Source organism: Actinomadura chokoriensis, from assembly GCF_039529475.1.
In the GTDB taxonomy this organism is placed as follows: domain Bacteria; phylum Actinomycetota; class Actinomycetes; order Streptosporangiales; family Streptosporangiaceae; genus Spirillospora; species Spirillospora bangladeshensis.
The window spans coordinates 195,067-216,352 of record NZ_BAAAMW010000009.1; the positions used below are offsets into that span (position 1 = coordinate 195,067).

At 74.4% G+C, this 21,286-nt stretch carries 10 protein-coding genes; 5 read left to right on the top strand and 5 right to left on the bottom strand.

Features of this window, described 5'->3' with window-relative positions:
• Positions 1–73 precede the first annotated feature (73 nt).
• The 4 genes from ABFX46_RS21315 to ABFX46_RS21330 all read left to right on the top strand — a co-directional run bounded on the left by ABFX46_RS21315 (position 74) and on the right by ABFX46_RS21330 (position 4,597).
• Positions 74–1,756, top strand: a complete 1,683-nt coding sequence (locus ABFX46_RS21315; protein ID WP_346044505.1) for an MFS transporter — start codon at positions 74–76, stop codon at positions 1,754–1,756.
• A 137-nt stretch (positions 1,757–1,893) separates the two neighbouring features.
• Entirely contained in the window at positions 1,894–2,361 is a 468-nt protein-coding gene (locus ABFX46_RS21320) for a MarR family winged helix-turn-helix transcriptional regulator (RefSeq protein ID WP_346044507.1), read from the top strand.
• Entirely contained in the window at positions 2,358–3,635 is a 1,278-nt protein-coding gene (locus ABFX46_RS21325) for an MFS transporter (RefSeq protein WP_346044509.1), read from the top strand. Before ABFX46_RS21320 ends, ABFX46_RS21325 begins: the two co-directional genes overlap by 4 nt.
• 98 nt (positions 3,636–3,733) lie before the next feature.
• Positions 3,734–4,597, top strand: a complete 864-nt coding sequence (locus ABFX46_RS21330; RefSeq protein WP_346044511.1) for a CE1 family esterase — start codon at positions 3,734–3,736, stop codon at positions 4,595–4,597.
• A 61-nt stretch (positions 4,598–4,658) separates the two neighbouring features.
• Here the strand turns inward: ABFX46_RS21330 and ABFX46_RS21335 are convergent, their stop codons facing one another.
• The 4 genes from ABFX46_RS21335 to ABFX46_RS21350 form a co-directional block, all read right to left on the bottom strand.
• Positions 4,659–4,856, bottom strand: coding sequence for an MbtH family protein (locus tag ABFX46_RS21335; protein WP_346044513.1), 198 nt, complete (start codon positions 4,854–4,856; stop codon positions 4,659–4,661).
• Positions 4,853–6,148 (bottom strand): lysine N(6)-hydroxylase/L-ornithine N(5)-oxygenase family protein, encoded by a 1,296-nt coding sequence (locus tag ABFX46_RS21340; RefSeq protein WP_346044515.1) that lies wholly within the window; start codon positions 6,146–6,148, stop codon positions 4,853–4,855. The genes ABFX46_RS21335 and ABFX46_RS21340 overlap by 4 nt, the downstream gene beginning before the upstream one ends.
• Complete coding sequence (locus ABFX46_RS21345; protein ID WP_346044516.1) at positions 6,148–7,167, bottom strand: iron-siderophore ABC transporter substrate-binding protein; 1,020 nt, start codon at positions 7,165–7,167, stop codon at positions 6,148–6,150. The genes ABFX46_RS21340 and ABFX46_RS21345 overlap by 1 nt, the downstream gene beginning before the upstream one ends.
• Before the next feature lie 99 nt (positions 7,168–7,266).
• Positions 7,267–19,305 carry an amino acid adenylation domain-containing protein gene (locus tag ABFX46_RS21350; protein ID WP_346044517.1) on the bottom strand — a complete coding sequence of 4,013 codons (12,039 nt, stop codon included), beginning with the start codon at positions 19,303–19,305 and terminating at the stop codon, positions 7,267–7,269.
• A 134-nt stretch (positions 19,306–19,439) separates the two neighbouring features.
• Between ABFX46_RS21350 and ABFX46_RS21355 the strand changes: the two genes are divergently transcribed.
• Positions 19,440–20,696 carry a salicylate synthase gene (locus tag ABFX46_RS21355; RefSeq protein WP_346044518.1) on the top strand — a complete coding sequence of 419 codons (1,257 nt, stop codon included), beginning with the start codon at positions 19,440–19,442 and terminating at the stop codon, positions 20,694–20,696.
• 99 nt (positions 20,697–20,795) lie between these two features.
• On the opposite strand, the gene ABFX46_RS21360 is transcribed toward ABFX46_RS21355, so the two are convergent.
• Positions 20,796–21,212, bottom strand: a complete 417-nt coding sequence (locus ABFX46_RS21360; protein WP_346044519.1) for an SRPBCC family protein — start codon at positions 21,210–21,212, stop codon at positions 20,796–20,798.
• Positions 21,213–21,286: the final 74 nt, after the last annotated feature.

A 21,286-nucleotide genomic window follows, 5' to 3' on the forward strand; every position in this document is an offset into this window, starting at 1 on the left:
AGGCGAAGGCATGCTTCGCCGCACTGGTCAGGACCGGTTCTCGGGGGAGAACAGCGCCCGGAGGAGTCCCTGCATGTCCGTTTCCCCGCCCACTGACGCGGGCGCCGCCGAGGGCGCCGCCGCACCGGGCCCCGCCGCCCGGCTGTGGCGCCGCGACCTTCCGCACTACCCCGAGACGGGGCGCCGCTACGGCTACCTCGCGATCGTGGTCGTCACCACGATCGTCCTGTACTACCTGCTCTACATCCAGTACGCCGTCGCGACGTCGATCATGACGCACTTCTCGATGTCGTTCGGCTACTTCATCCTGCTGTCGGTGATCGGCAACGCGATCGGCGCGTTCGCGTCGCTGCTCGCCGGCCTGGCCGACCGGTGGGGCCGCGCGAACCTCGTCGTGTACGGGCTGCTGATCGCGGGCCTGCTGGTGCTGGCGCTGCCGCACTCGCCGGACAAGCACACCTTCCTGGTGCTGTTCGCGGTGCTCAGCTTCATCGAGGGCATCGTCCTCGTCGCGACCCCGGCGCTGATCCGCGACTTCTCCCCGCAGCTCGGCCGCGCCACCGCGATGGGCTTCTGGACGATGGGCCCGGTCCTCGGCAGCCTCGTCGTCACCACCGTGACCAGCGCGACCCTCGACACCTCCAGCTGGCAGGACGAGCTGCGCTACTCCGGCTACACCGCGCTCGCGGTGTTCGTCATCGCGCTGTTCGGGCTGCGCGAGCTGTCGCCGGCCCTGCGCGACCAGCTCATGGTCAGCATGCGCGACCGCGCGCTGATCGAGGCGCGCGCCAAGGGCCTGGACACCGAGCGGCAGCCGTCCGGCCACTGGCGGCAGATGATGCGGGTGGACGTCGTCGGCTCGGCCTTCGCGATCAGCGTCTACCTGCTGCTGTACTACGCGGCCGTCGGCAACTTCGTCATCTACTTCTCCGCCACGTTCGGCTACAGCGAGCAGCGCACCAACGGGCTCGCCAACTGGTACTGGGCGGCCAACGCGATCGCGCTGGTCGTGGCGGGGCTGCTGTCGGACCGGCTCCGCGTCCGCAAGCCGCTGATGCTGGTCGGCGGCATCGGCTCGGTCGCGGCCACTGCGTACTTCGCGCAGCTCGCCGTCCGCCCCGACACCGGCTACTACACCTTCGCGTGGCTGTTCATCGCGATCGGCGTGTTCGGCGGGCTGGCCTACGCGCCCTGGATGGCGGGCTTCACCGAGACCGTCGAGAAGCACAACCCCGCGGCCACGGCGACCGGCCTCGCGGTGTGGGGCTGGATCCTGCGGCTCGTCGTGGCGGGTTCGGCGGCCTTCGTCCCGGTGGTGGTGACGTCGGTGACGCCGCTGGTGGAGCACGGGCACGAGGTGCAGGCCGCCTCCGAGGAGGCGGCGCCCGCGCTCGCGATCGTGAACCGGCACCCGCAGCTGTTCGCCGAGCTGGGCAAGTACCCGGCGGGCCAGGCCCCGGCGGAGCTGCAGGCCCGCGCCGCCAAGGAGGTGGGCCTGCCCGGCCTCGCGACCGTGCAGAAGGCGCAGCCGCAGCTGGCGGTGCTGAAGGAGCACGGAGCCGAGGTGCAGAAGGCGTCGGAGGACGGCCCCGGCCAGTGGCGGACGTGGTGGTACGTCTGCCTGGGCGGCCAGCTCGTCTTCCTGCCGTTCATCTTCGTCATGACGGGGCGCTGGAGCCCGAAGCGGGCCCGCGAGGACGCCGAGGCGCACCAGCGCGCGATCGAGAAGGAGCTGGCGGCCCTCGGCGAGGACTGACCGCCGCACCCGCACGGACCATCGCGGATCACGAGCCCCCGGCCGGGCCCTCCCCTCGGCCGGGGGCTCGCCGCGTCCCCGGCCGGCGCCAGATACTTAGCTTGGCAAACATATAAGTCTGTGATACACCGGAACGCATGGATTCGCCGTCCCCTGCCGGCGAGCTGGAGCTGGCCGCCGGGCTCGGGCGCGTCTACTCGCTGATGCGCTCGCTCTCCCTGCCCCGCGACCTGTCGATGACGACCGTGTCGACGCTGGCCACCCTGGAGCGGTTCGGCCCCCGCCGGGTGACCGAGCTGGCCGCGTTCGAGGGCGTCACCCAGCCCGCGATGACCCAGCTGGTGTCGCGGCTCGAACGGGAGGGGATGGCGGAGCGCCGCGCGCTGCCCGGTGACCGCCGGGTCGTCGCGGTGCACCTCACCGAAACGGGACGCGCCGAGCTGGCGCGGCGGCGCGCGGCACAGGCGAAGCGGCTGGCCGAGCTGCTCGCCGGGCTGCCCGCCGCCGACCGGGAGGCGATCGCCGCCGCGCTGCCGGCCCTGGACCGGCTGGCCGGCGCCGCCCTCGGCGTCCCCGACACGACGACCGGCAGAGAGCAGGAATGAAACCAGTCACCGACGAACGGGCGGCCTCGCAGAGCCTCTTCCGCCAGCCGAAGGCCGTCTGGGCCGTCGCGTTCGCCTGCGTCATCTCGTTCATGGGCATCGGGCTCGTCGACCCGATCCTGCCCGCGATCTCCTCGGACCTGAACGCCTCCCCCAGCCAGGTCACGCTGCTGTTCACCAGCTACCTCGTGGTGACGGCCGTGGCGATGCTGGTCACGGGCTTCGTGTCCAGCCGCATCGGCGCCAAGCGCACGCTGATCGCGGGCCTGGCGCTGATCGTGGTGTTCAGCGCGCTCGCCGGGACGTCCGGCAGCATCGGCGGGATCATCGGCTTCCGGGCCGGCTGGGGCCTCGGCAACGCGCTGTTCATCGCCACGTCCCTCGCCGTCATCGTGGCGTCGGCGAGCGGCGGGCTCGGCGGCGCGATCATCGCCTACGAGTCCGCGCTCGGGCTCGGCATCGCGGTCGGGCCGCTGCTCGGCGGCCTGCTCGGCGACATCAGCTGGCGCGGCCCCTTCTACGGCGTCGCCGCGCTGATGGCGATCGCGCTGCTCGCCACCGCGGTGCTCGTGCGGCCGCAGCCGAAACCGGCGCGCAAGACCTCCGTCCTCGACCCGATCCGGGCGCTGCGGCACCGCGGCCTGCTGGTCATGAGCCTGACCGCGCTCTGCTACAACTGGGGCTTCTTCACCGTCCTCGGGTACGCGCCGTTCCCGATGCGGCTGAGCGCCATGAAGCTGGGCCTGGTGTTCACCGGGTGGGGGCTGCTCGTCGCGGTGTTCGCCGTGTTCGGCGCGCCCTGGCTGCAGCGCCGGTTCGGGCTGGCCCGGACCCTGTACGGCAACCTGGCCCTGTTCGCGGTGAACGTGCTGGTGATCGCGATCTTCGTGGAGTCGCAGGCGGTGCTGATCACCGCGGTGATCGTCGCGGGGGTCTTCATCGGCGTGAACAACACGCTGACCACGCAGGCCGTGATGATGGTCTCCCCGGTGGAGCGGCCGGTGGCGTCGGCCGCGTACGGGTTCGTCCGGTTCATCGGCGGCGGCCTCGCCCCCTACGCGGCGGGACGGCTCGTCGAGCACACCAACATCCACGTCCCGTTCGCGATCGGCGCCGGCGTGATCGTCGCCGGCATCGCGGTCCTGACCCTGGCGCACCGCGACCTCGCGACCGCGGAGCGCGGCCAGGCCGAGGTGGACGCGCGCGCGGGCCGGGGCGACGCGGACGCGGAGGTCACCGAGGCGGCGGAGACCGGCTCCGGATCCGGCTCGTAGGAGATCCCGTTATTACGCACCGGAGCGCGAAAAAGCACCGGTCCTTTCCGCTCGCGGGTGCGTAGCCGTGCGGGCGCGGCGGGCGTTAGATCGGCGCTATGAAGATCGCCGCGCGGGCGGCGATGATCGTGGCCCTGCTCGCCGCGCTCACCGCCCACCCCCTGCCCGCCGGGGCGTCCGAGGACGCCCCTGGAACGACGAGGCACACCATCGCCATGGGCGGCTGGGACCGCCCCTACCTCCTGCACGTCCCGCCCGGCACCGGAGCCGGGAGGCCGCTGCCGCTGATCGTGGCCCTGCACGGCGGCCTGAACGACCCCGAGTACGTCCGCGAGCAGAGCGGGCTCGACGAGGTCGCCGATCGGCAGGGCTACGCCGTCGCCTATCCCGAGGGGTTCCTCGGGACGTGGAACGCCGGGGCCTGCTGCTCGTTCGCCCGCTGGGCCGGCATCGACGACATGGCCTTCCTCGACGCGCTGATCGGCACGCTGGTGCGGCAGGGCGTCGCCGACCCGCGCCGGGTGTTCATGACCGGCTTCTCCAACGGCGGCGGCATGGCCTACCGGTACGCGTGCCAGCGCGCGGAGCGGCTCGCCGGGATCGCCGTGGTGTCGGGCGCGCTCGCCATCGGCTGCACGCCGTCCGGGCCGGTGTCGGTGCTGGCGTTCCACGGGACGCTCGACCCGTCCGTCCCGTACACGGGCGGCGGGAACATGGACGCCGACGTCCATTTCCCGTTCTTCGCCGTCCAGGTCGTCATGGAGTTCTGGCGCTGGGTGGACGGCCTCGGCGCGCTGTCGTGGCCGGTCCCGGGCGGCCCGGACGGCTGCGTCGGCACCGGGCCGGGGGCGCTGCTCGTCGCGCTGTGCACCGAGCAGGGCGGCGGGCACGAGTGGCCGTCCTACGCCAGCGCGATGATCGGCCGGTTCTTCGCGGCGCGGCCGTCCCTGCCGGCGGGCTGACGAACCGGAGGTCGGGCGGCGCGGGGGACGCCGCCCGCCCCGGGTCCGGCGGCCGGCCGGGTCAGCCGGCGAGGCTGCGCGGCCGGATGTCCTTCCAGTTGGCCGTGACGTAGCCGATGCAGTCGGACCGGGACTCGGGCCCGAAGACCGTCGTCCACCCGGCGGGGACGTCGGCGAACGCCGGCCACAGCGAGTGCTGCCCCTCGGCGTTGGCGAGGACCCGGAACTGCGCGTCGGCGTCGTCGAACGGGTTGGTCATCGGGCCTCCTGGACGATGCGGGCGGAGCGTCCGGCGATGGACCGGACGATCTCCCCGGTGCGGACGGCGGTCATGGACAGCAGCGACGAGGCGATCCCGTGGCTGTGCTCGGTCGCGCCCTGCAGGTAGACGCTCCAGGCGCGGCCGGGGCGGGTGGCGATGCGGTAGTCGCGCTCGACGACGGGGCGCCCGTCCGGCCCGGCGAGGCAGTCGCCGCCCGCCTCGCCGAGCAGGTCGAACGGGTCGCGCTCGCGGTAGCCGGTGGCGTAGACGAGGGCGTCGGCCTCCAGGTCGGCGGTCTCGCCGGTGGGCAGGAAGCCCACGGTGACCCGCACTCCCCCGGGGCCGTCGCGGACGTCCAGCAGCCGCGAGGCGTTGAGGATGCGCAGCCGTTCGGCGCCCGCGACCTTCTCGGCGTAGGCGCGCCGGTACAGCTCGTCGATGAGGTCGAGGTCCACCACGGAGTAGTTGGTGTTGCGCGAGTACTCGAACAGCATCCGCTTCACGTCGTCGGGGGCCGCGTAGTAGTGGTCGACGGCCGCCGGGTCGAAGATGCGGTTGGCGAACGAGCTGTCGTCGGCGGGCGAGTACCCGTACCGGGCGAAGACCGCGCAGACCTCGGTCTCCGGGAACGCGCGGTGCAGGTACTCGACGGCCTCGGCGGCGCTCTGCCCCGCGCCGACGACGACGAGCCGGCGCGGGTTCCAGTCCCCGCGCTCGCCCAGCCGGGTGAGCAGGTCCTCGGTGTGCCAGATGCGCTCGCCCGCCTGGACGCCCTCGGGCAGCGACGGTTCGAGGCCCACGCCGATGACGACGTTGCGGGCGAGGTGCGTCTCCAGCCGGTCGTCCCGGCGCACCACGACCTCCAGGACCTCGTCGTCGCGGGGGCGGAGCGCGACGACCTCCGTCCCGTAGCGGACGCGGTCGGCGAACGCGGCCGCCGTCCATTCGAGGTAGTCGTGGAACTCCACCCGGGTCGGGAACATCGTCTTGTGGTTGACGAAGTCGACCAGCCGTCCGCGGGCGTGCAGGTAGGCGAGGAAGGAGAACCGGCTGGCGGGGTTGCGCAGCGACACCAGGTCCTTGAGGAAGTGGACCTGCATGGTGGCGCCGTCGATCAGCATGCCCCGGTGCCACCCGAACTCCGGCTGCTTCTCGAAGAACACCGCGTCCACGCCGCCGCCGTCCCGCTCGCGCGCCTCGTCGAGCGCGACGGCGAGCGCGAGGTTGGACGGGCCGAAGCCGATCCCGATGACGTCGTGGACGCGGGGCTCCATGCGCTCCTCCGGCATCAGGCGGACTTCGCCTTGCCCGCGGCTTCGGCGATCTTCGGGACGACGTCGCCGACGACGTAGGGGACGGCGAGCGGGGTCGGGGTGCGCAGCGGCCAGAACGCCTTCAGGTCGAGCGGCACGTAGGAGCCGCGCTTGACGACGGCGAGGTCGGCGAACAGCTTGTTGCCCTCGATCTTCTTCTGCGTGGCCGGGTCGTCGTTGTAGTGGCTCAGCAGGACGTCCACGTCCAGGACGCCGATCTTCTCCATGCTCAGCTCGGCGGCGAACCCGTCGCCGGGCAGCTTCGCGATCTGCTCGGGCAGCACCATGCCGAACTGCTCCAGCATCTTCACGCTGGTGTCGTCCTTGGACTTCATCACGCCGATGTTGCCGTTGGGGAAGACGCTGGTGAACGCGAAGCTCTTGCCCTGCAGCTGCGGGTACTGGGCCTTCACGCCGGCGATCTTCGTGTCGACCTCGCCGACGAGCGTGCGCCCCTCGGCCTCCTTGCCGACGGCCTTGGCGGCCTGCAGCGCGATCTGCTGCCAGGAGTCCTCGGCCGGGCCGGTCTGGTAGGCGACGGTCGGCGCCAGCTTGGAGAGCTTGTCGTACTCCTTGTCGATGTAGAAGTCGCCGCCCGCGAGGATCAGGTCGGGGCGCAGCGCCGCGATCTCCTCCAGGTTGAACCCGGCCTCGCCGGCCTTCAGCAGCTTGGGCTTCCCGCCGGTGAGCTTCGGCGCGGTCCAGGGCGCCAGGCCGTCGGGCTGGACGCCGGTGAGCTCGGCCATGCCGACGGGCGTGACGCCGAGCGCGAGGAGCGTGTCCTGGTCGACCTCGCCGAGCGCGACGACGCGCTCGGGCGCGGACTCGATCTTCGCGGTGCCGAGCTTGTGGGTGATCGTGACCGGGAACGCCCCGGCGGCCGTGCCGCCGGATGAGCCGCCGGCGGGCTCGTCGTCGCCGCCGCACGCCGCGACCGTGCCGACGCTCAGGACGAGCGCGGCGGTCGCGGCGAGGCGCCGCATCATGGTGCGCATAGAGGACCGGTGTCCTTCCGGGTTCTTCGGGGGTGACTGATCAAGGATCTTAGGTTAGCCTCACCTAACCTTGCAATGGGTGCGGCGGTATGAGGCACCTCACCCCAGCTCCGCCAGCACGCCGGCGACGGTCGGCGCGGCCATCAGCGTCGCGATCTTCAGCGCGGCGCAACCGGGCTCCCGCCTGATCCGCCGGACGAGCCGCATCGCGAGCAGCGAGTGGCCGCCGAGGTCGAAGAAGTCGTCGTCCGGCCCGACGTGCGGGACGCCGAGCTCCTCGGCGAAGATGCGGCACAGCACCGCCTCCCGCTCGCCGTCCCTCCGCGCCGCCGCCGGGGCCGCCTCCGCCGCGGTCACGGCGCGGGCGGTGAGCACGGCGGGGAGCGCACCGACCCTGACGCCGGGATCGTCCGCGACGGCCTCCAGCAGCCGGATGAGGCCGCCGGCCAGCGCCTCGGCGGTGTCCCGGTCGAACAGGTCGGCGGAGTAGTCGACGATCAGCCGCAGGCCGTCCGCCGCCTCGCGGAAGATGAAGTCCAGGTCGAACTTCGCCGCGCCCGGCCCGAACAGCGCCTCCCGCTGCTCCAGGCCGGGGAACCGGACGTCGCCGGCGCCCTGGTTCTCGTAGCCGACCATCACCTGGAACAGCGGGTTGCGGCCGGGGACGCGGCGCGGCCGCAGCGCCTCGACGACCGCCTCGAACGGGAGGTCCTGGTTGGCGAGCCCGGCGAGGCCGGCGTCCCGGACGCGGGCGAGCAGCTCGGTGAACGCGGGGTCGCCGGACACGTCGGCGCGGAGCACGAGCGTGTTGACGAAGAAGCCGACGAGGTCGCGCGCGGCCTCCTCGGTGCGGCCCGCGACGGGGCTGCCGAGCGGGATGTCGTCGCCGGCGCCCGTCCGGTGCAGCAGCGCCGCGACGGCGGCCTGGCACACCATGAACATGCTGGCGTTCGCGTCGCGCGCGATCTGCCGCAGCCTGCGCGTGAGGCCGGGCGGCAGGTCGGCGGTGTGGGTCCCGCCGCGCTGCCCGGCGGTGCCGGGGCGGGGCCGGTCCACCGGCAGCGGGATCTCCTCCGGGAGGCCGGCGAGCGTCCGCGCCCAGTGGTCGAGCTGCCGGGCGTGGACGCTCCCGGGGTCGAGCGGGTCGCCGAGCAGCTCCCGCTGCCACAGGGCGTGGTCGGCGTACTGGACGGGCGGCGGCTCCCAGGCCGGCGCCTTCCCGTCCAGGCGGGCCGCGTACGCCTCGGCGACGTCGCGGGCGAACGGGCCGAACGACCATTCGTCGAACGCGATGTGGTGGAAGACGGCCAGCAGCAGGTGCTCGCGCTCCCCCTCGGGGAACACCGCGACGCGCAAGGGGACGTCCGCGGCCAGGTCGAACGGCCGCGCGATGACCTCCTCGGGCGGGCAGGCCGCGACCTCCAGCGCGGGACGCGCCTCCTCCGGGTCGAGGATCAGCTGGTAAGGCGTGCCGTCATGCTCGGGGAAGACCGTCCGGAGGCTCTCGTGCCGCGCGGTGACGTCGCCGATCGCCGCTTCGAGCGCCGCGAGGTCGAGGTCGCCGCGCAGCCGGACCGCGAGCGGCAGGTGGTAGGCGCCGCGCGGCCCGTCGTCCTCGCGGAGCAGCTGGTCGAGCAGCCACAGGCGGCGCTGCGCGGACGACAGCGGGATGCGCGCGGGCCGCTCCCTCGGCTCCAGGGCCGGCCGGGGCTCCGCGCCCGCGCCGCGGTGGACCCGCTCCGCCAGCTCGGCGACGGTCGGCGCCTCGAACAGGTCGCGGATCGCCAGCTCGGCGCCGAGCACGGCGCGGGCGCGGCCGACGAGCCGCGTCGCGAGCAGCGAATGGCCGCCGAGGTCGAAGAAGTCGTCGTCGATGCCGGCGCCCGGCGCGTCCAGCACCTCGGCGAACAGGGTGCACAGCAGCCGTTCGACGGGCGTGCGCGGCGGGCGGCCGGCGCGGCGCGGGCCGCCCTGCCCGGGGTCGGGGAGGGCGCGCCGGTCGAGCTTGCCGTTGACCGTGAGCGGCAGCGCGTCCAGGGTCATGATCGCGCTCGGCACCATGTAGCCGGGCAGCCGGGTCTTCAGGCTCTCCCGGACGCGCGCGGCGAGCACCCCGCGGTCGCGCGCGGCGACGGGGTCGTTCGCGTACGAGGCGGGCGCGCGCCCCGGCTCCGCCGGAAGGCACGCCGCTCCCCCGCCGAACACGGCGTCGAAGCATCCGGCCTGCTCGGACGGCGTGAGGACGACGTCCGGGAACAGCGCGCGGAGCGTCTCCGGCTCGATCCCCTCCGGAGGCGCGGCCAGCGCCCGCCGCGCGTCGTCCGCCGAGCCGCCGTCCCGCAGCACCCGCAGCGCGGCGACCTCCCCCGACACCCGGGCGTCGGGAATCCCCCACACCCGCACCGCCCCGGTCTCCCCCGTTGACCTGCGGCGTGTTGTTGTTATGCGCGCCTCCAAAACAACAACACGCCGCAGGTCAACGAATCCGTCGAGGGTGGTCCAGGGGATGTGCCGGGTCTCCGGGGCGGGCGGGGCGTCCTTGTGGAGGACGGCGTCGTAGCGGTGGCGGGTCAGTTCGTTGTGGCGGGTGCCGCGTTTGGTGAGGATGTCCACGCGGGTCGGGCCGTCCAGCGCGGTGAAGAACGCCGGGTCGAGGAGGAGTTCCTTCTCCAGGCGGACGGCGCGCTCGACGGCCTCCAGGTCGGCGGCGGCGCCGCGTCCGAGCTGGATCGCGGCGTGCAGGTGGCGGACGGTCCGCAGGTCGCGGACATCGCCGATGAAGAGCCGCCCGCCTGGGGCGAGGAGGCGCATCGCCTTGGCGATGACGTCCTGGAGGTAGGCGGCCCCCGGGAAGTACTGGACGACCGAATTGATCACGATCGTGTCGAAGTGCGCCTCGGGCAGGCCGCTGGTGTCGTGGGCGGGCCGGCAGCTCAGCCGGACGCCCGAGTCCGGGCCGAGGTCGTGCTGGAGCTTCTTGATGACGGGTTCGGAGAAGTCGGTGCCCCAGTACTCCTCGCTCTCGGGGGCGAGGCGGGTGAGCAGGAGGCCGGCGCCGACGCCGATCTCCAGGACGCGGCGGGGGCGGAGCGCGCGGATGCGGTCGACGGTCGTCCCGCGCCACTCGCGCATGTCGTCCAGCGGGATGGGGGCGCCGTCGTAGCTGCTGTCCCAGCCGGCGAACTCCTCGGAGTGGACGACCGTGCCGACCTCGGTGTACTCGGCGTCGTAGATCTGCCGCCACTCGGCGAGCTGCTCCTCGGCGGCGCCCTCGCGGGTGCCGTCCGGGACGATGTACCCGACGAGGCGCTTCACGCCGGGGACACCGGTGCCGGCGGCGACCACCGCGGCCTGCCCGACACCGGGTTCGGCGGCGAGCGCGGTCTCGACCTCCTCCAGCTCGACCCGGTAGCCGCGGATCTTCACCTGGTCGTCGGTGCGTCCGAGGAAGTCGATGTTGCCGTCCGCGCGGACCCGGACGAGGTCGCCCGTCCGGTACATGCGGCCACCGGAGGGATCGGTGCGGAAGGGGTCGGCGACGAAGCGCTCGGCGGTCAGGTCGGCGCGGCCGAGGTAGCCGCGCGCCAGGCCGGCGCCCGCGATGTAGAGCTCGCCGGGCGCGCCCGGCGGGACGGGCCGCAGCCGGCCGTCGAGGACGTAGCCGCGGGTGTTCCAGATCGGCTTGCCCACGGTCGGGGTGGCGCTGTCCTCGGTCCCGCCGCCGAGCGTGTTGATCGTGTACTCGGTCGGCCCGTACAGGTTGTAGCCGAGGACGCCGTCGGCCCGGGAGAGCCGGTCCCACACGGAGGCGGGGACGGCCTCGCCGCCGAGGAGGACGAGCGGCGGCCGGTGCCCGCCGTCCAGGAGCCCTTCGTCGAGGAGCTGCTGGGCGTAGGTGGGGGTCACGTTGATGACGTCGATGCGGTGCCGGCGGAGGTAGGCGGTCAGCGCCTCGGCGTCGCGGCGCAGGTCCTCGTCGCAGACGTGCACCTCGTGGCCCTCGATGAGCCAGAGGAGTTCCTCCCACGACATGTCGAAGGAGAACGAGACGGTGTGCGCGATGCGGAGGCGGCGGCCCGCCGAGGCGACCACCGGGTCGAAGATGTTGGCGCGGTGGTTGAACTGCATGTTGGTGAGGCCGCGGTAGGGCGTCACCACGCCCTTGGGCCGTCCCGTCGAGCCGGACGTGTAGATGACGTAGGCGGGGTGGTCGAGCCGGCCCGGGGTGCCGGGCGCGAAGTCCCGCAGTTCGCCGGGCGTCGGGTCGGTGCCGGGGAGGCCGGCGAGGGCGCGGGCGGTCTCCGGGTCGTCCAGCGCGAGGGTCGGGCCGGCGAAGGCGAGGCCGGCGGCGATGTCGCGGTGCGAGACCAGGCAGGCGGGGGCCGCGTCCCGGAGCATGTAGTCGAGCCGGTCGGCCGGGTAGTCGAGTTCGAGCGGCAGGTACGCGGCGCCGGTGCGCAGGACGGCGAACAGCGCGACGACCATCTGCGCGGAGCGGGGCAGTGCGAGCGCGACGACCCGCTCCGGGCCCGCGCCGTTCGCGATGAGGAGGCGGGCGAGGCGGTTGACCTCGGCGTTCAGCTCCCCGTAGGTGAGGCGCACGTCGGGAAGCGAGACGAGCGCGAGGTCTCCGGGCCGCTCCGCCGCGCGTTCGGCGAGCAGCTCCGCGACCGTCACCTCGGGGACGGGATGCCGCGCCCCGTCCCAGTCGCGGCGGAGCGCCTCGTGTTCTTCGGGGACGAGGAGGTCGAGGCGGTGGAAGGTCGCGCCGGGGTCGTCGGCGAGCCGGCGGAGGACGCTGAGGTAGCGGTCGGTGACGCGTTCGGCTTCGGCGCCGGTGAAGGCGTCCTGCCGGTACATGACGCGCAGCCCCGTGCCGGGTTCGACGACCATCGTGATCGGGTAGTGGGTGGCGTCCCGGACCTCGCGCCCGAGGACGCGGAGGTCGCCGTCCGGCCCGAAGCCGCGGCCGGTCGGCATGCCGGGGAAGTTCTGGAACACGAACAGCGTGTCGAAGAGCGTCCCGAGACCCGTGGCGCGCTGGACGTCGGCGAGCGCGACGTAGGAGTGGTCGAACAGCTCGGACCGCGCCTGCTGGACGCGGTCGAGCACGTCCGCCAGCGGGTCCGCCGGGCCCGCCTGGACTCGGACGGGGACGGTGTTGAACAGCAGGCCGACCATGGATTCGACGCCGTCCACGTCGGGGTGGCGTCCGGAGACGGAGGCGCCGAAGACGACGTCGTCCCGTCCGGTCAGGCCCATCAGGACCAGGCCCCACGCGGTCTCGAAGAGGGTGCCGGGGGTGACGCCGCGGTCGCGGGCGACGGCGTCGAGCCGTTCGGCGAGGGCGGGTGGGAGCGGCCGGCGCACCTCCCCGGCGTCCGCGAGGTCGGCGGGCCGGTCGACCAGGCCGGGGCGGACGAGGGCGGGCTCGTCGAAGCCGTCGAGGGCGCGGCGCCAGGCGTCCACGGCGGCGGCCTTGTCGCGGGTGCCGACCCAGTCGAGGAACGCGCCGAACTGCGGGACGGGACGCGCCGCCTCCGCGGCGGCGTCGGTGTAGGAGTCGAGCAGCGAGGTGACGAGGAGGCCGCCCGACCAGCCGTCCAGCAGGATCAGCTCGGAGGTCAGGATCAGCCGGTGGTCATCGGGGGCGAGGGTGGCCAGCGCGAACCGGATCAGCGGCGGCTCGCCCGGGTCGAACGGTTCCGCCCGCTGGGCGTCGATGAAGGCTTCGAGGTCCTCGGGGGCGACGGTGGCGTGCGTCCAGGGCGCGTCGAATTCGCCGGGGACGAATTGGACGGCGCGGTCGCCGTCCGTCCGGAACCCGGCGCGGAGGTTCGGGAACTTGGTCAGGACGGCGCGCGCCGCGTCCGCCATCCGGCCGGGGTCGACCGGTCCGGACAGCTCCACCACGGCCTGCTGGACGTAGATGTCGCGGCCTTCGCCGGCGAGCATCAGGTGGAAGAGCAGGCCCTCCTGCAGCGGCGAGAGCGGAAGCTCGCCGAGCGGTCCGGCGGGCCGCGCCGCGACGGCGCCGGCGGCGGGCGCGGCCGTCCGGGCGAGCCGCTCGACCGTGCGGAGGCGGAAGACGTCGCGGACGGTGAAGGACAGTCCGGCGCGGCGGGCGCGGGCGACGAGGAGCGCCGCGCCGATGCTGTCGCCGCCGGTGCGGAAGAAGTCGTCGTCGGCGCCCACCGTGCCGCGGCCGAGGACGCTCGCGGCGAGGGCGGCGAGGACGCGTTCCGGCTCGGTCGACGGCGGCCGCCCGCCGGCGGGCCGCCCCGGTTCGGGGAGCGAGCGCCGGTCGACCTTCCCGTTCGGGTTCAGCGGCAGCGCGTCCAGGACGACCAGGTCGTCGGGAACGAGATGGCCGGGCAGCAGACTCCGCAGCGCCTCGTGCAGCGCCCCGGTGCCGGCGTCGCCGACGACGTACCCGACGAGGCGGGAGCCGTGCGCGGCCACGGCGGCCCGCCGGACGCCCGGCTGGGCGCCGAGCACGGCCTCGACCTCGCCCGGCTCGATCCGGAAGCCGCGGATCGTGATCTGGTCGTCGGTGCGGCCGAGGAAGTCGAGCCCGCCGTCCGGGCGGCGCCGGACGCGGTCGCCGGTCCGGTAGAGGCGGGAGCCGGGCGGGCCGAACGGGTTCGCGACGAACCGCTCGGCGGTGCGGGCGGGGTCGCCGAGGTAGCCGCGCGCGAGCCCGTCGCCCGCCAGGTACAGCTCTCCGACGGGGACCTCGCGGAGCGCGGCGTCGAGGACGTGGGCGCGGGTGTTGGCGATCGGCGTCAGTCCCCCCGCTTCCGCGATGAGGCTGTCGCCGGCGGCCTCCGAGCACCCGTACAGGTCGACCAGCCGGCCGGGGACCTGCTCGGCGAGCGCGGCGGGGAGCGCCTCCCCGCTGCTGATCCAGGTGGTGACGGACGGCGGCAGCCCGTTCTCGGCGAACGCGGCGAGCAGGCTCGGGACGAGCGTGACGAGCCCGGCGCGGTGCCGTTCGATGAAGTCGGCGAGCGCGACGGCGTCGGCCGCGGTCGCCTCGTCGGCGATGACGACCGTGTCGCCGGCGGCGAGGCCGCCGAGCAGTTCGGTCGTGCCGTCGATGAACGCGGGCGACGACTTGGCGACGCGGACGCCGGGCGCCGCGAGGTCCGCGCCCCAGGCGAGGCGGTTGGCGAGGGCGCGCTGGGTGCCGGCGACGGCCTTCGGCGTCCCGGTCGACCCGGACGTGAAGATCACGTAGGAGAGGTGGTCGGGGCGGAGGTCCGGGCGGACGCGGCGGGGCGCGTCCGGGGGCGGCGCGTCGCGGCCGAGGACGAGCAGCGGCCGGACGGCGTCCAGCATCGCCTCGACGCGCGCGGGCGGGTGCGACAGGTCGATCGGCAGGTAGGCCGCGCCCGTCTTGAGGACGGCGAGCAGCGCGACGGCGAACTCGTCCGAGCGCGGCAGGGCGAGCCCGACGACGCTCTCCGGGCCGGCTCCGGCGGCGGCGAGCCGGTCGGCGAGCGCCTCGGCGCGCCGGTCGAGGCCCGCGTAGGTGAGGACGGTGTCGCCGAAGACGACGGCGGCCTTGTCCGGGGTCCGTGCGGCCTGCTTCTCGATGAGGGCGGCGACCGTCTCGTCCGGGAAGGCGCGGGCCGTGTCGGGGTGCTCAACGGGCGCGCCGAGGGAGGAGAGCCGCCGTGAGGGGTCGGCGGTGACCTGGGCGACCAGGTCGCCGAGGCCGTCCAGGAGTCCTTCGACGGTGGCGGCGTCGAAGAGGTCGGCGGCGAACGCGGCGAACCCCTCGATCTCGTCGTCGCCTTCGGCGAAGTAGAGGTCGAGGTCGAACTTCACGCCGCCGGTCTCGGGCAGGAACGGCTCGGCGCGGACGCCCGGCAGCGCGAGGCGCACGTCGTCCAGCCGCTGGTGGACGATCATCACCTGGAACAGCGGGCCGCGGGCCAGCGAGCGTTCGGGGGCGAGCCGGTCCACGACCCGCTCGAACGGGACGTCGGCGTGCGAGAACGCGGCGAGGTCGGCGGCCCGCACCCGGTCGAGCAGCTCGGCGAACGCCGGGTCGCCGGACAGGTCGGTGCGCAGGACGAGCGGGTTGACGAACACCCCGACCAGGCCGGCGAGGTCCTCGTCGGCGCGTCCGGCGATGGGCGAGCCGAACGCGATGTCGTCGCCGGCGCCGGACCGCTGGAGCAGCGCGGCGACGGCGGCGTGCAGCACCATGAACACGCTGGTCCCGGTGTCGCGGGCCAGCCGCCGGACCGCGGCGGCCGGGAGCCGGAACGGCACGAGCCCGCCCCGGTGGCTCGCCTCCGCCGGGCGCGGCCGGTCGAGCGGCAGGACCGTCTCCTCGGGCAGTCCGGCGAGCGCCTCCGCCCAGAAGTCGAGCTGGGGGGCCGGGTCGGGCGCGGCGTCGCGCTGCCAGGCCGCGTAGTCGGCGTACTGGACGGGCAGCGGCTCCCAGTCGGGTTCGCGTCCGCCGCGCCGGGCCTCGTAGGCGCGCGCCAGGTCGGCGAGCAGCGGCGTGAACGACCACTCGTCGGCGGCGGCGTGGTGCAGGAGCAGGATCAGCGAGCGCTCGTCGTCCCCGGTCCGGACGAGAGTGCCGCGGACGGGCAGGTCGCGGCCGATGTCGAAGGCGTGCGCGGCGGCGTCCCGCTCGATGGCCGCGACGCGCTCCGGGGTCTCGCCTCGTGCGTCAACAACGGTGAGGCGGGCGTGCGGTTCCCGGACGTGCTGGACGGGCAGGCCGTCCGGTCCTTCGACGAGGAGCGTGCGCAGCGCCTCGTGGCGGGCGACGACATCGGCGAACGCGGCGCCGAGCGCCTCCTCGTCCACCGGGCCGCGGAGGCGGAGGCCGAGCGGCAGCGCGTAGGACGCGGACGGGCCGCGCAGCCGTTCCTCCAGCCAGAGCCCGCGCTGCGCCGCCGACGCCGGGACGACCTCGGGGCGTTCGACATCGCGCACCCGCACCACGTCGGTCTTCACGAGCCGGGGCGCGAGGGCGGCGACGGTCGGGGCCTCGAACACATCCGCGATGGACAGTTCCGCGCCCAAAAGGGCGCGCGCCTTCGCCGCGACGCGGGTCGCGAGCAGCGAATGCCCGCCGAGCGCGAAGAAGTCGTCGTCGATGCCGATCCCCTCGGCGCCGAGCAGCTCGGCGAAGATCGCGCAGAGGGCCGCCTCGCGGGCGTCGCGCGGGGCGCGGCCGGAGACGCCGGCCTCGGGCGCGGGCAGCGCGGCCCGGTCGAGCTTGCCGTTGACCGTGCGGGGCAGCGCGTCGAGGGCGATGAGGGCGGACGGCACCATGTACTCGGGCAGCGCGGCGGCGAGCGCGCCCCGGAGGTCCGCGTCGGCGGCGCCTTCCGCCGGGACGTAGTAGCCGACGAGCCTCGGCTCGCCGGGGCGGTCCTCGCGGACCACGACGGCCGCCTGGTCGACGCCCGGCTGCGCGGCGAGGACCGCCTGCGTCTCGGCGGGCTCGATCCGGAACCCGCGGATCTTCACCTGGTCGTCGGTGCGGCCGAGGTACTCGATCGACCCGTCGCGGGCGCGGCGCGCCAGGTCGCCCGTCCGGTACATGCGGGAGCCGGGCGGCCCGTACGGGTCGGCGACGAAGCGCTCCGCCGTGAGGTCGGGGCGGCCGGTGTAGCCGCGGGCCAGCTGCGCGCCCGCCAGGTACAGCTCGCCGGGCACGCCCGGCGGCACGGGGCGGAGCCGCGCGTCGAGGATGTGCGCGCGGGTGTTCCAGAGCGGGCCGCCGATGCCGGACGCGGGCAGGTCCGCGGACGTCGCCCAGATCGTCGCCTCCGTCGGCCCGTACATGTTGGTCGCGAGCGCCGCCTCGGCCCGCAGCGACTCGGCGAGCGCCGCCGGCAGCGCCTCGCCGCCGACGAGCACCCGGAGCCCCGTCAGCGCGGCGGGGTCGAGCGTGCCGAGCAGCGAGGGGGTGCCCTGCACGACCGTGGCGTCCTTCAGCAGCCCGGCCAGTTCGGCCGGGTCGCGGACGGCCGTCCGGTCGGCGAGGACGGCGGTCGCGCCGCTGATCAGGGGCACGAACAGCTCCAGGGCGGCGATGTCGAAGGCGATGGTCGTCACCGCGACGAGCCGGTCCCCCGCGGCCAGGCCCAGCTGCGCGCGGGTCGCGAGCAGGAAGTTCGCCAGCGCGCCGTGCGGGATCGCCACGCCCTTGGGCCGTCCGGTCGAACCGGACGTGTAGATGACGTAGGCGAGCTGGTCGGCGCCGATGCCGCCGGCGGGCGCGGGCTTCGGCGGCAGGGGGCCGTCGAGGACGAGGAGGTCCGCCGTGTCCGGGAGGAGGCGCGCGGTCTCCGGTGCGGCGACCGCGCAGAGGGGCCGGGCGTCGTCCAGCATGTAGGCGAGCCGGTCGGCGGGGTGGTCGAGGTCGAGCGGCAGGTACGCGGCGCCCGCCTTCAGGACGCCCAGCAGCGCGACGACGAGATCCGGCGTGCGGGGCAGCGCCAGCGCGACGACGCTCTCGGCTCCGGCGCCCCTGGCGCGGAGTTCCGCCGCGAGCGCCGACGACCGCTCGTCCAGTTCGGCGTAGGTGAGGGACTCCGCCCCGGCTTCGACGGCCGCAGCGCCGGGCGTGCGGGCGGCCTGCTCCGCGAACAGCGCGACGACGTCCGTTTCGGGGACCGGCCGCTCGGTGGCGTTGGCGGCCTCGATGAGAGCGCGCTCGCCGGCGTCCATGATGTCGAGGGCGCCGATGGGGCGGTCCGGGTCGGCGGCCGCGTCCCCGAGGAGCGTCTCCAGGTGGACGAGCAGCGCGTCGATGCGCTCGTCGTCGAACAGCCCGCGCCGGAACGTGGCCTCGACGGTCATGCCCTGCGGCCGGACGAACGCCTCCAGCGACAGGTCGAAATGCGTCGTGCCGTTGTGGACGTGCGTCCAGCTCGAGGCGATGCCGGGCAGGTCGAGCTCGCCGATCTCCTGGGCGAGGAAGAGCAGCATCGTGTCGAAGAACGCCGACCTGCCCCGTCCCCGCGCGGGGCGGAGCTCCCGGACGACCCGGTCGTAGGGCGGCGCCTGGTGCGCGAAGCCCTCGGCGACCGTCCGGCCGGTGCGCCGCAGCGCCTCCCGGAACGTCGGCGCGCCGGACAGGTCGGTCCGCAGCACGAGCGTGTTGCCGAAGTTGCCGACGAGCCGCTCGATCCCGGCGTGCTCCCGGTTCATCACCGCCGACCCGATCGCGATGTCGTCCGCGCCGGTGTAGCGGTGCAGCAGGACGGCGTAGGCCGTCGTCATCACCATGTAGGGGGTGAGGTTCTCCTCGGCGGCGAGCTTCCGCATCCCCTCGGTCACGGCGTCGTCGAACCGCCGCGCGCGGCGTCCGCCCCGCTCGTCCGGGACGGCGCCGCGCGGACGGTCGGCCGGCAGGTCGAGCGGCGCGGGCGGCGGGTCGAGGCGCTCGCGCCAGTACGCGAGGTCGGCCTCGTCGGCGGGACGCCGCTGCTCCCACTCCGCGTAGTCGGCGTACTGGACGTCCAGCGCGGGCAGGCCGTCCGGCTCACCGGTGACGGCCGCGCGGTAGAGGGCGGAAAGGTCGCGCGACAGCGACCCCCAGGTCATCCCGTCCCACGCGATGTGGTGGACGACCAGGACCAGCGCGTGCTCGCCTTCACCGAGCCCGAGCAGTTCCAGCCGGATCGGCCGCTCGTTCCGCAGATCGAACGGGATCGCCGCCAGCTCCGCCGCCCGCGCCTCGGCGTCCGCGCAGGGAACCGGGGCGAGTTCCAGGGTGTCGTCGTCCGTGACGACCTGCACCGGCCGGGCCTCCGCAGCGCCCTCGGCGCCGTCCTCCGCGCCGTCCTCCGTGTACGTCGTGCGGAGGACGGCGTGGCGGCGGATCAGGCCGCGCAGCGCCTCGCGCAGGGCACCGGGGTCGAGCGGCCCCTCCATGCGGACGAGCAGGCAGACGTTGTAGGCGGGGCTGTCCGGGAAGGTGCGGTGGTGCAGCCACATGCTCTGCTGCGCGTGGGACAGCGGTGCCGGCCCGTCCGATCCGCGGGGGGTGATCCCGGCATCGCCGGACCCCAGCCCGGCCTCGGCCATCATCCGCCGCACCAGTTCGCGCCGCCGCGCCGCCGTCGTCTGCACGCCCGCCCTCTCGTCCACCGTCATGATCGCGAGTTAGGTTAGCCTTGCCTATGACGCTCACACAAGGTTAGCCTTACCTAACTTGATCTTCCGGCCGCGAAAGGGAGTTGGCTGCCTTGTCCATCGGTCTGCGCGCTGATGCGAATCCCACGGAGCTCGTGCTGGAATGCCCCTCGGAGCCCCTCGCCGCGATGGCCCGGCTGGCCGGATCCGGCCTGTTCGCCGACTACGTGGTCTACGAGCGGCCCGGCGCGTGGACGTTCGCGGGCGGCGTGCTCGGCGAGGTCGTCCTGGACGCCGGCGCCGTCCGGACCCGCTGGCCGGACGGCCCCCCGTCCACCCGGCCCTGGTCGGGGCGCCCGGCCGATGCGCTCCGCGACGCGTTCGCCGCGGCCCCGCTGCCCGCCTGGAACGCCTACGGCTGGATCGCCTTCGAGTTCGCCGCGGCCCGCCCCACCGGCCGGCTCGCGCACCTGATCGTCCCGCGCACCGAGGTCAGCGTCGCCGGCGGCCGCGCGCACATCAGCGGCCCTGACGCCGACCGGGTGGCCGAACTCCTCGCCGAGGCCGGCCCGGTCGCGGGGACCCCCTCCCCCGTCGATGTCCGGGTGGACGGCGACGCCTACCGCGCCACGGTCGCCGCGGCCGTCGCCGAGATCCGCGAGGGCCGCTACCAGAAGGTCATCGTGTCCCGCCGGCTGGACATCCAGCATCCGGTCGACGTCATCGCGACCTACGCGCGCGGCCGCGAGGCCAACACCCCCGCCCGCTCGTTCCTGCTCGACCTCGGCGGCTTCCAGGCCACCGGGTTCAGCCCCGAAGTCCTCGCGACGGTGGACGCGGACGGCCGCGTCATGACCCAGCCCCTCGCCGGCACCCGCGCGTTCGGCGCCGGCGCCGAGACCGACGCGCGCAGCCGCCGCGAGCTGGAGAACGACCCGAAGGAGGTCTTCGAGCACGCCGTCTCGGTGCGCACGTCCCTGGAGGAGCTGCACCGCGTCTGCGACCCGGGCACCGTCCAGGTCACCGACTTCATGACCGTGAAGGAGCGGGGCAGCGTCCAGCACCTCGGCTCCCGCGCCGTCGGCGTCCTCGCCCTGGACCGCTCCCCCTGGGACGCCCTGGACGCCCTCTTCCCCGGCGTGACCGCGTCCGGCATCCCGAAGCCGGACGCGATCGAGGCCATCACCCGCCTCGAGGACCGCCGCGGCATGTACTCCGGCGCCGTCGTGGCCGCCTCCCACGACGGCTCCCTCGACTCCGCGCTCGTCCTGCGCGCCCTCTACAGCGAGAACGGCCGCGCCTGGCTCCGCGCCGGCGCCGGCATCGTCAGCGCCTCCACCCCCGCCCGCGAGTACGAGGAGACCTGCGAGAAGCTCTCCAGCATCGCCCCCTACGTCGTCCCCCTGCCCTGACGCCTCCGCCCCGGCGGGCCGTTCACACCCGTGCGCACGCGGGGCGCCGAGATGCTCGGCGCCCCGCGTGCGCACGGGTTTCGCGTCCGGGAGGTGTGCTCAGGCTGCGGCGAGGAAGGCGGTGAGGCCGTCGAGGAGCATGGTGCTGCCCTGCTCGGCCTGGTCGCGCTCCTCGGCGGAGTCGAAGGTCTGGGAGAGGGTGATCTCGGTGCGGTCGCCGTCGGCGGCCAGGGCGAGCGTCATCAGGACGGGCTCGTCGGCGCCGGGGACGTCCATGCCCATGACCAGGCGCTCGTTCGGCACGACCTCGGTGTAGGAGCCGGTCAGCGGGACGCGGGCGCCGCCGGGGATGACCATGACCGAGCTCCACGCGCCGCCGGGGCGGACGTCCAGGACGACGTCCTCGGCGCTCGCCCACTCGGCGTACTGGCCGGCGTCGGTCCAGGCGTCCCAGACCCTGCCGACCGGGGCGTCCAGGGTGCGGGTGATGGCGTAGTCGAAGCCGGTGGTGCCCATGACGTGTCTCCTTCGTCCGATCCCCGCCGGTCGCGGGATCAACTGGGAACGACACTATAGTAAGGATTCGTGAC

Excerpts from the sequence above, each read along its gene's own strand:
- ABFX46_RS21335 (WP_346044513.1), bottom strand. The coding sequence starts at position 4,856 with ATGACCAACCCGTTCGACGACGCCGACGCGCAGTTCCGGGTCCTCGCC.
- ABFX46_RS21360 (WP_346044519.1), bottom strand. The coding sequence starts at position 21,212 with ATGGGCACCACCGGCTTCGACTACGCCATCACCCGCACCCTGGACGCC.
- ABFX46_RS21325 (WP_346044509.1), top strand. The coding sequence starts at position 2,358 with ATGAAACCAGTCACCGACGAACGGGCGGCCTCGCAGAGCCTCTTCCGC.
- ABFX46_RS21350 (WP_346044517.1), bottom strand. The coding sequence starts at position 19,305 with ATGACGGTGGACGAGAGGGCGGGCGTGCAGACGACGGCGGCGCGGCGG.
- ABFX46_RS21340 (WP_346044515.1), bottom strand. The coding sequence starts at position 6,148 with ATGCCGGAGGAGCGCATGGAGCCCCGCGTCCACGACGTCATCGGGATC.
- ABFX46_RS21345 (WP_346044516.1), bottom strand. The coding sequence starts at position 7,167 with ATGCGCACCATGATGCGGCGCCTCGCCGCGACCGCCGCGCTCGTCCTG.
- ABFX46_RS21330 (WP_346044511.1), top strand. The coding sequence starts at position 3,734 with ATGAAGATCGCCGCGCGGGCGGCGATGATCGTGGCCCTGCTCGCCGCG.
- ABFX46_RS21315 (WP_346044505.1), top strand. The coding sequence starts at position 74 with ATGTCCGTTTCCCCGCCCACTGACGCGGGCGCCGCCGAGGGCGCCGCC.
- ABFX46_RS21320 (WP_346044507.1), top strand. The coding sequence starts at position 1,894 with ATGGATTCGCCGTCCCCTGCCGGCGAGCTGGAGCTGGCCGCCGGGCTC.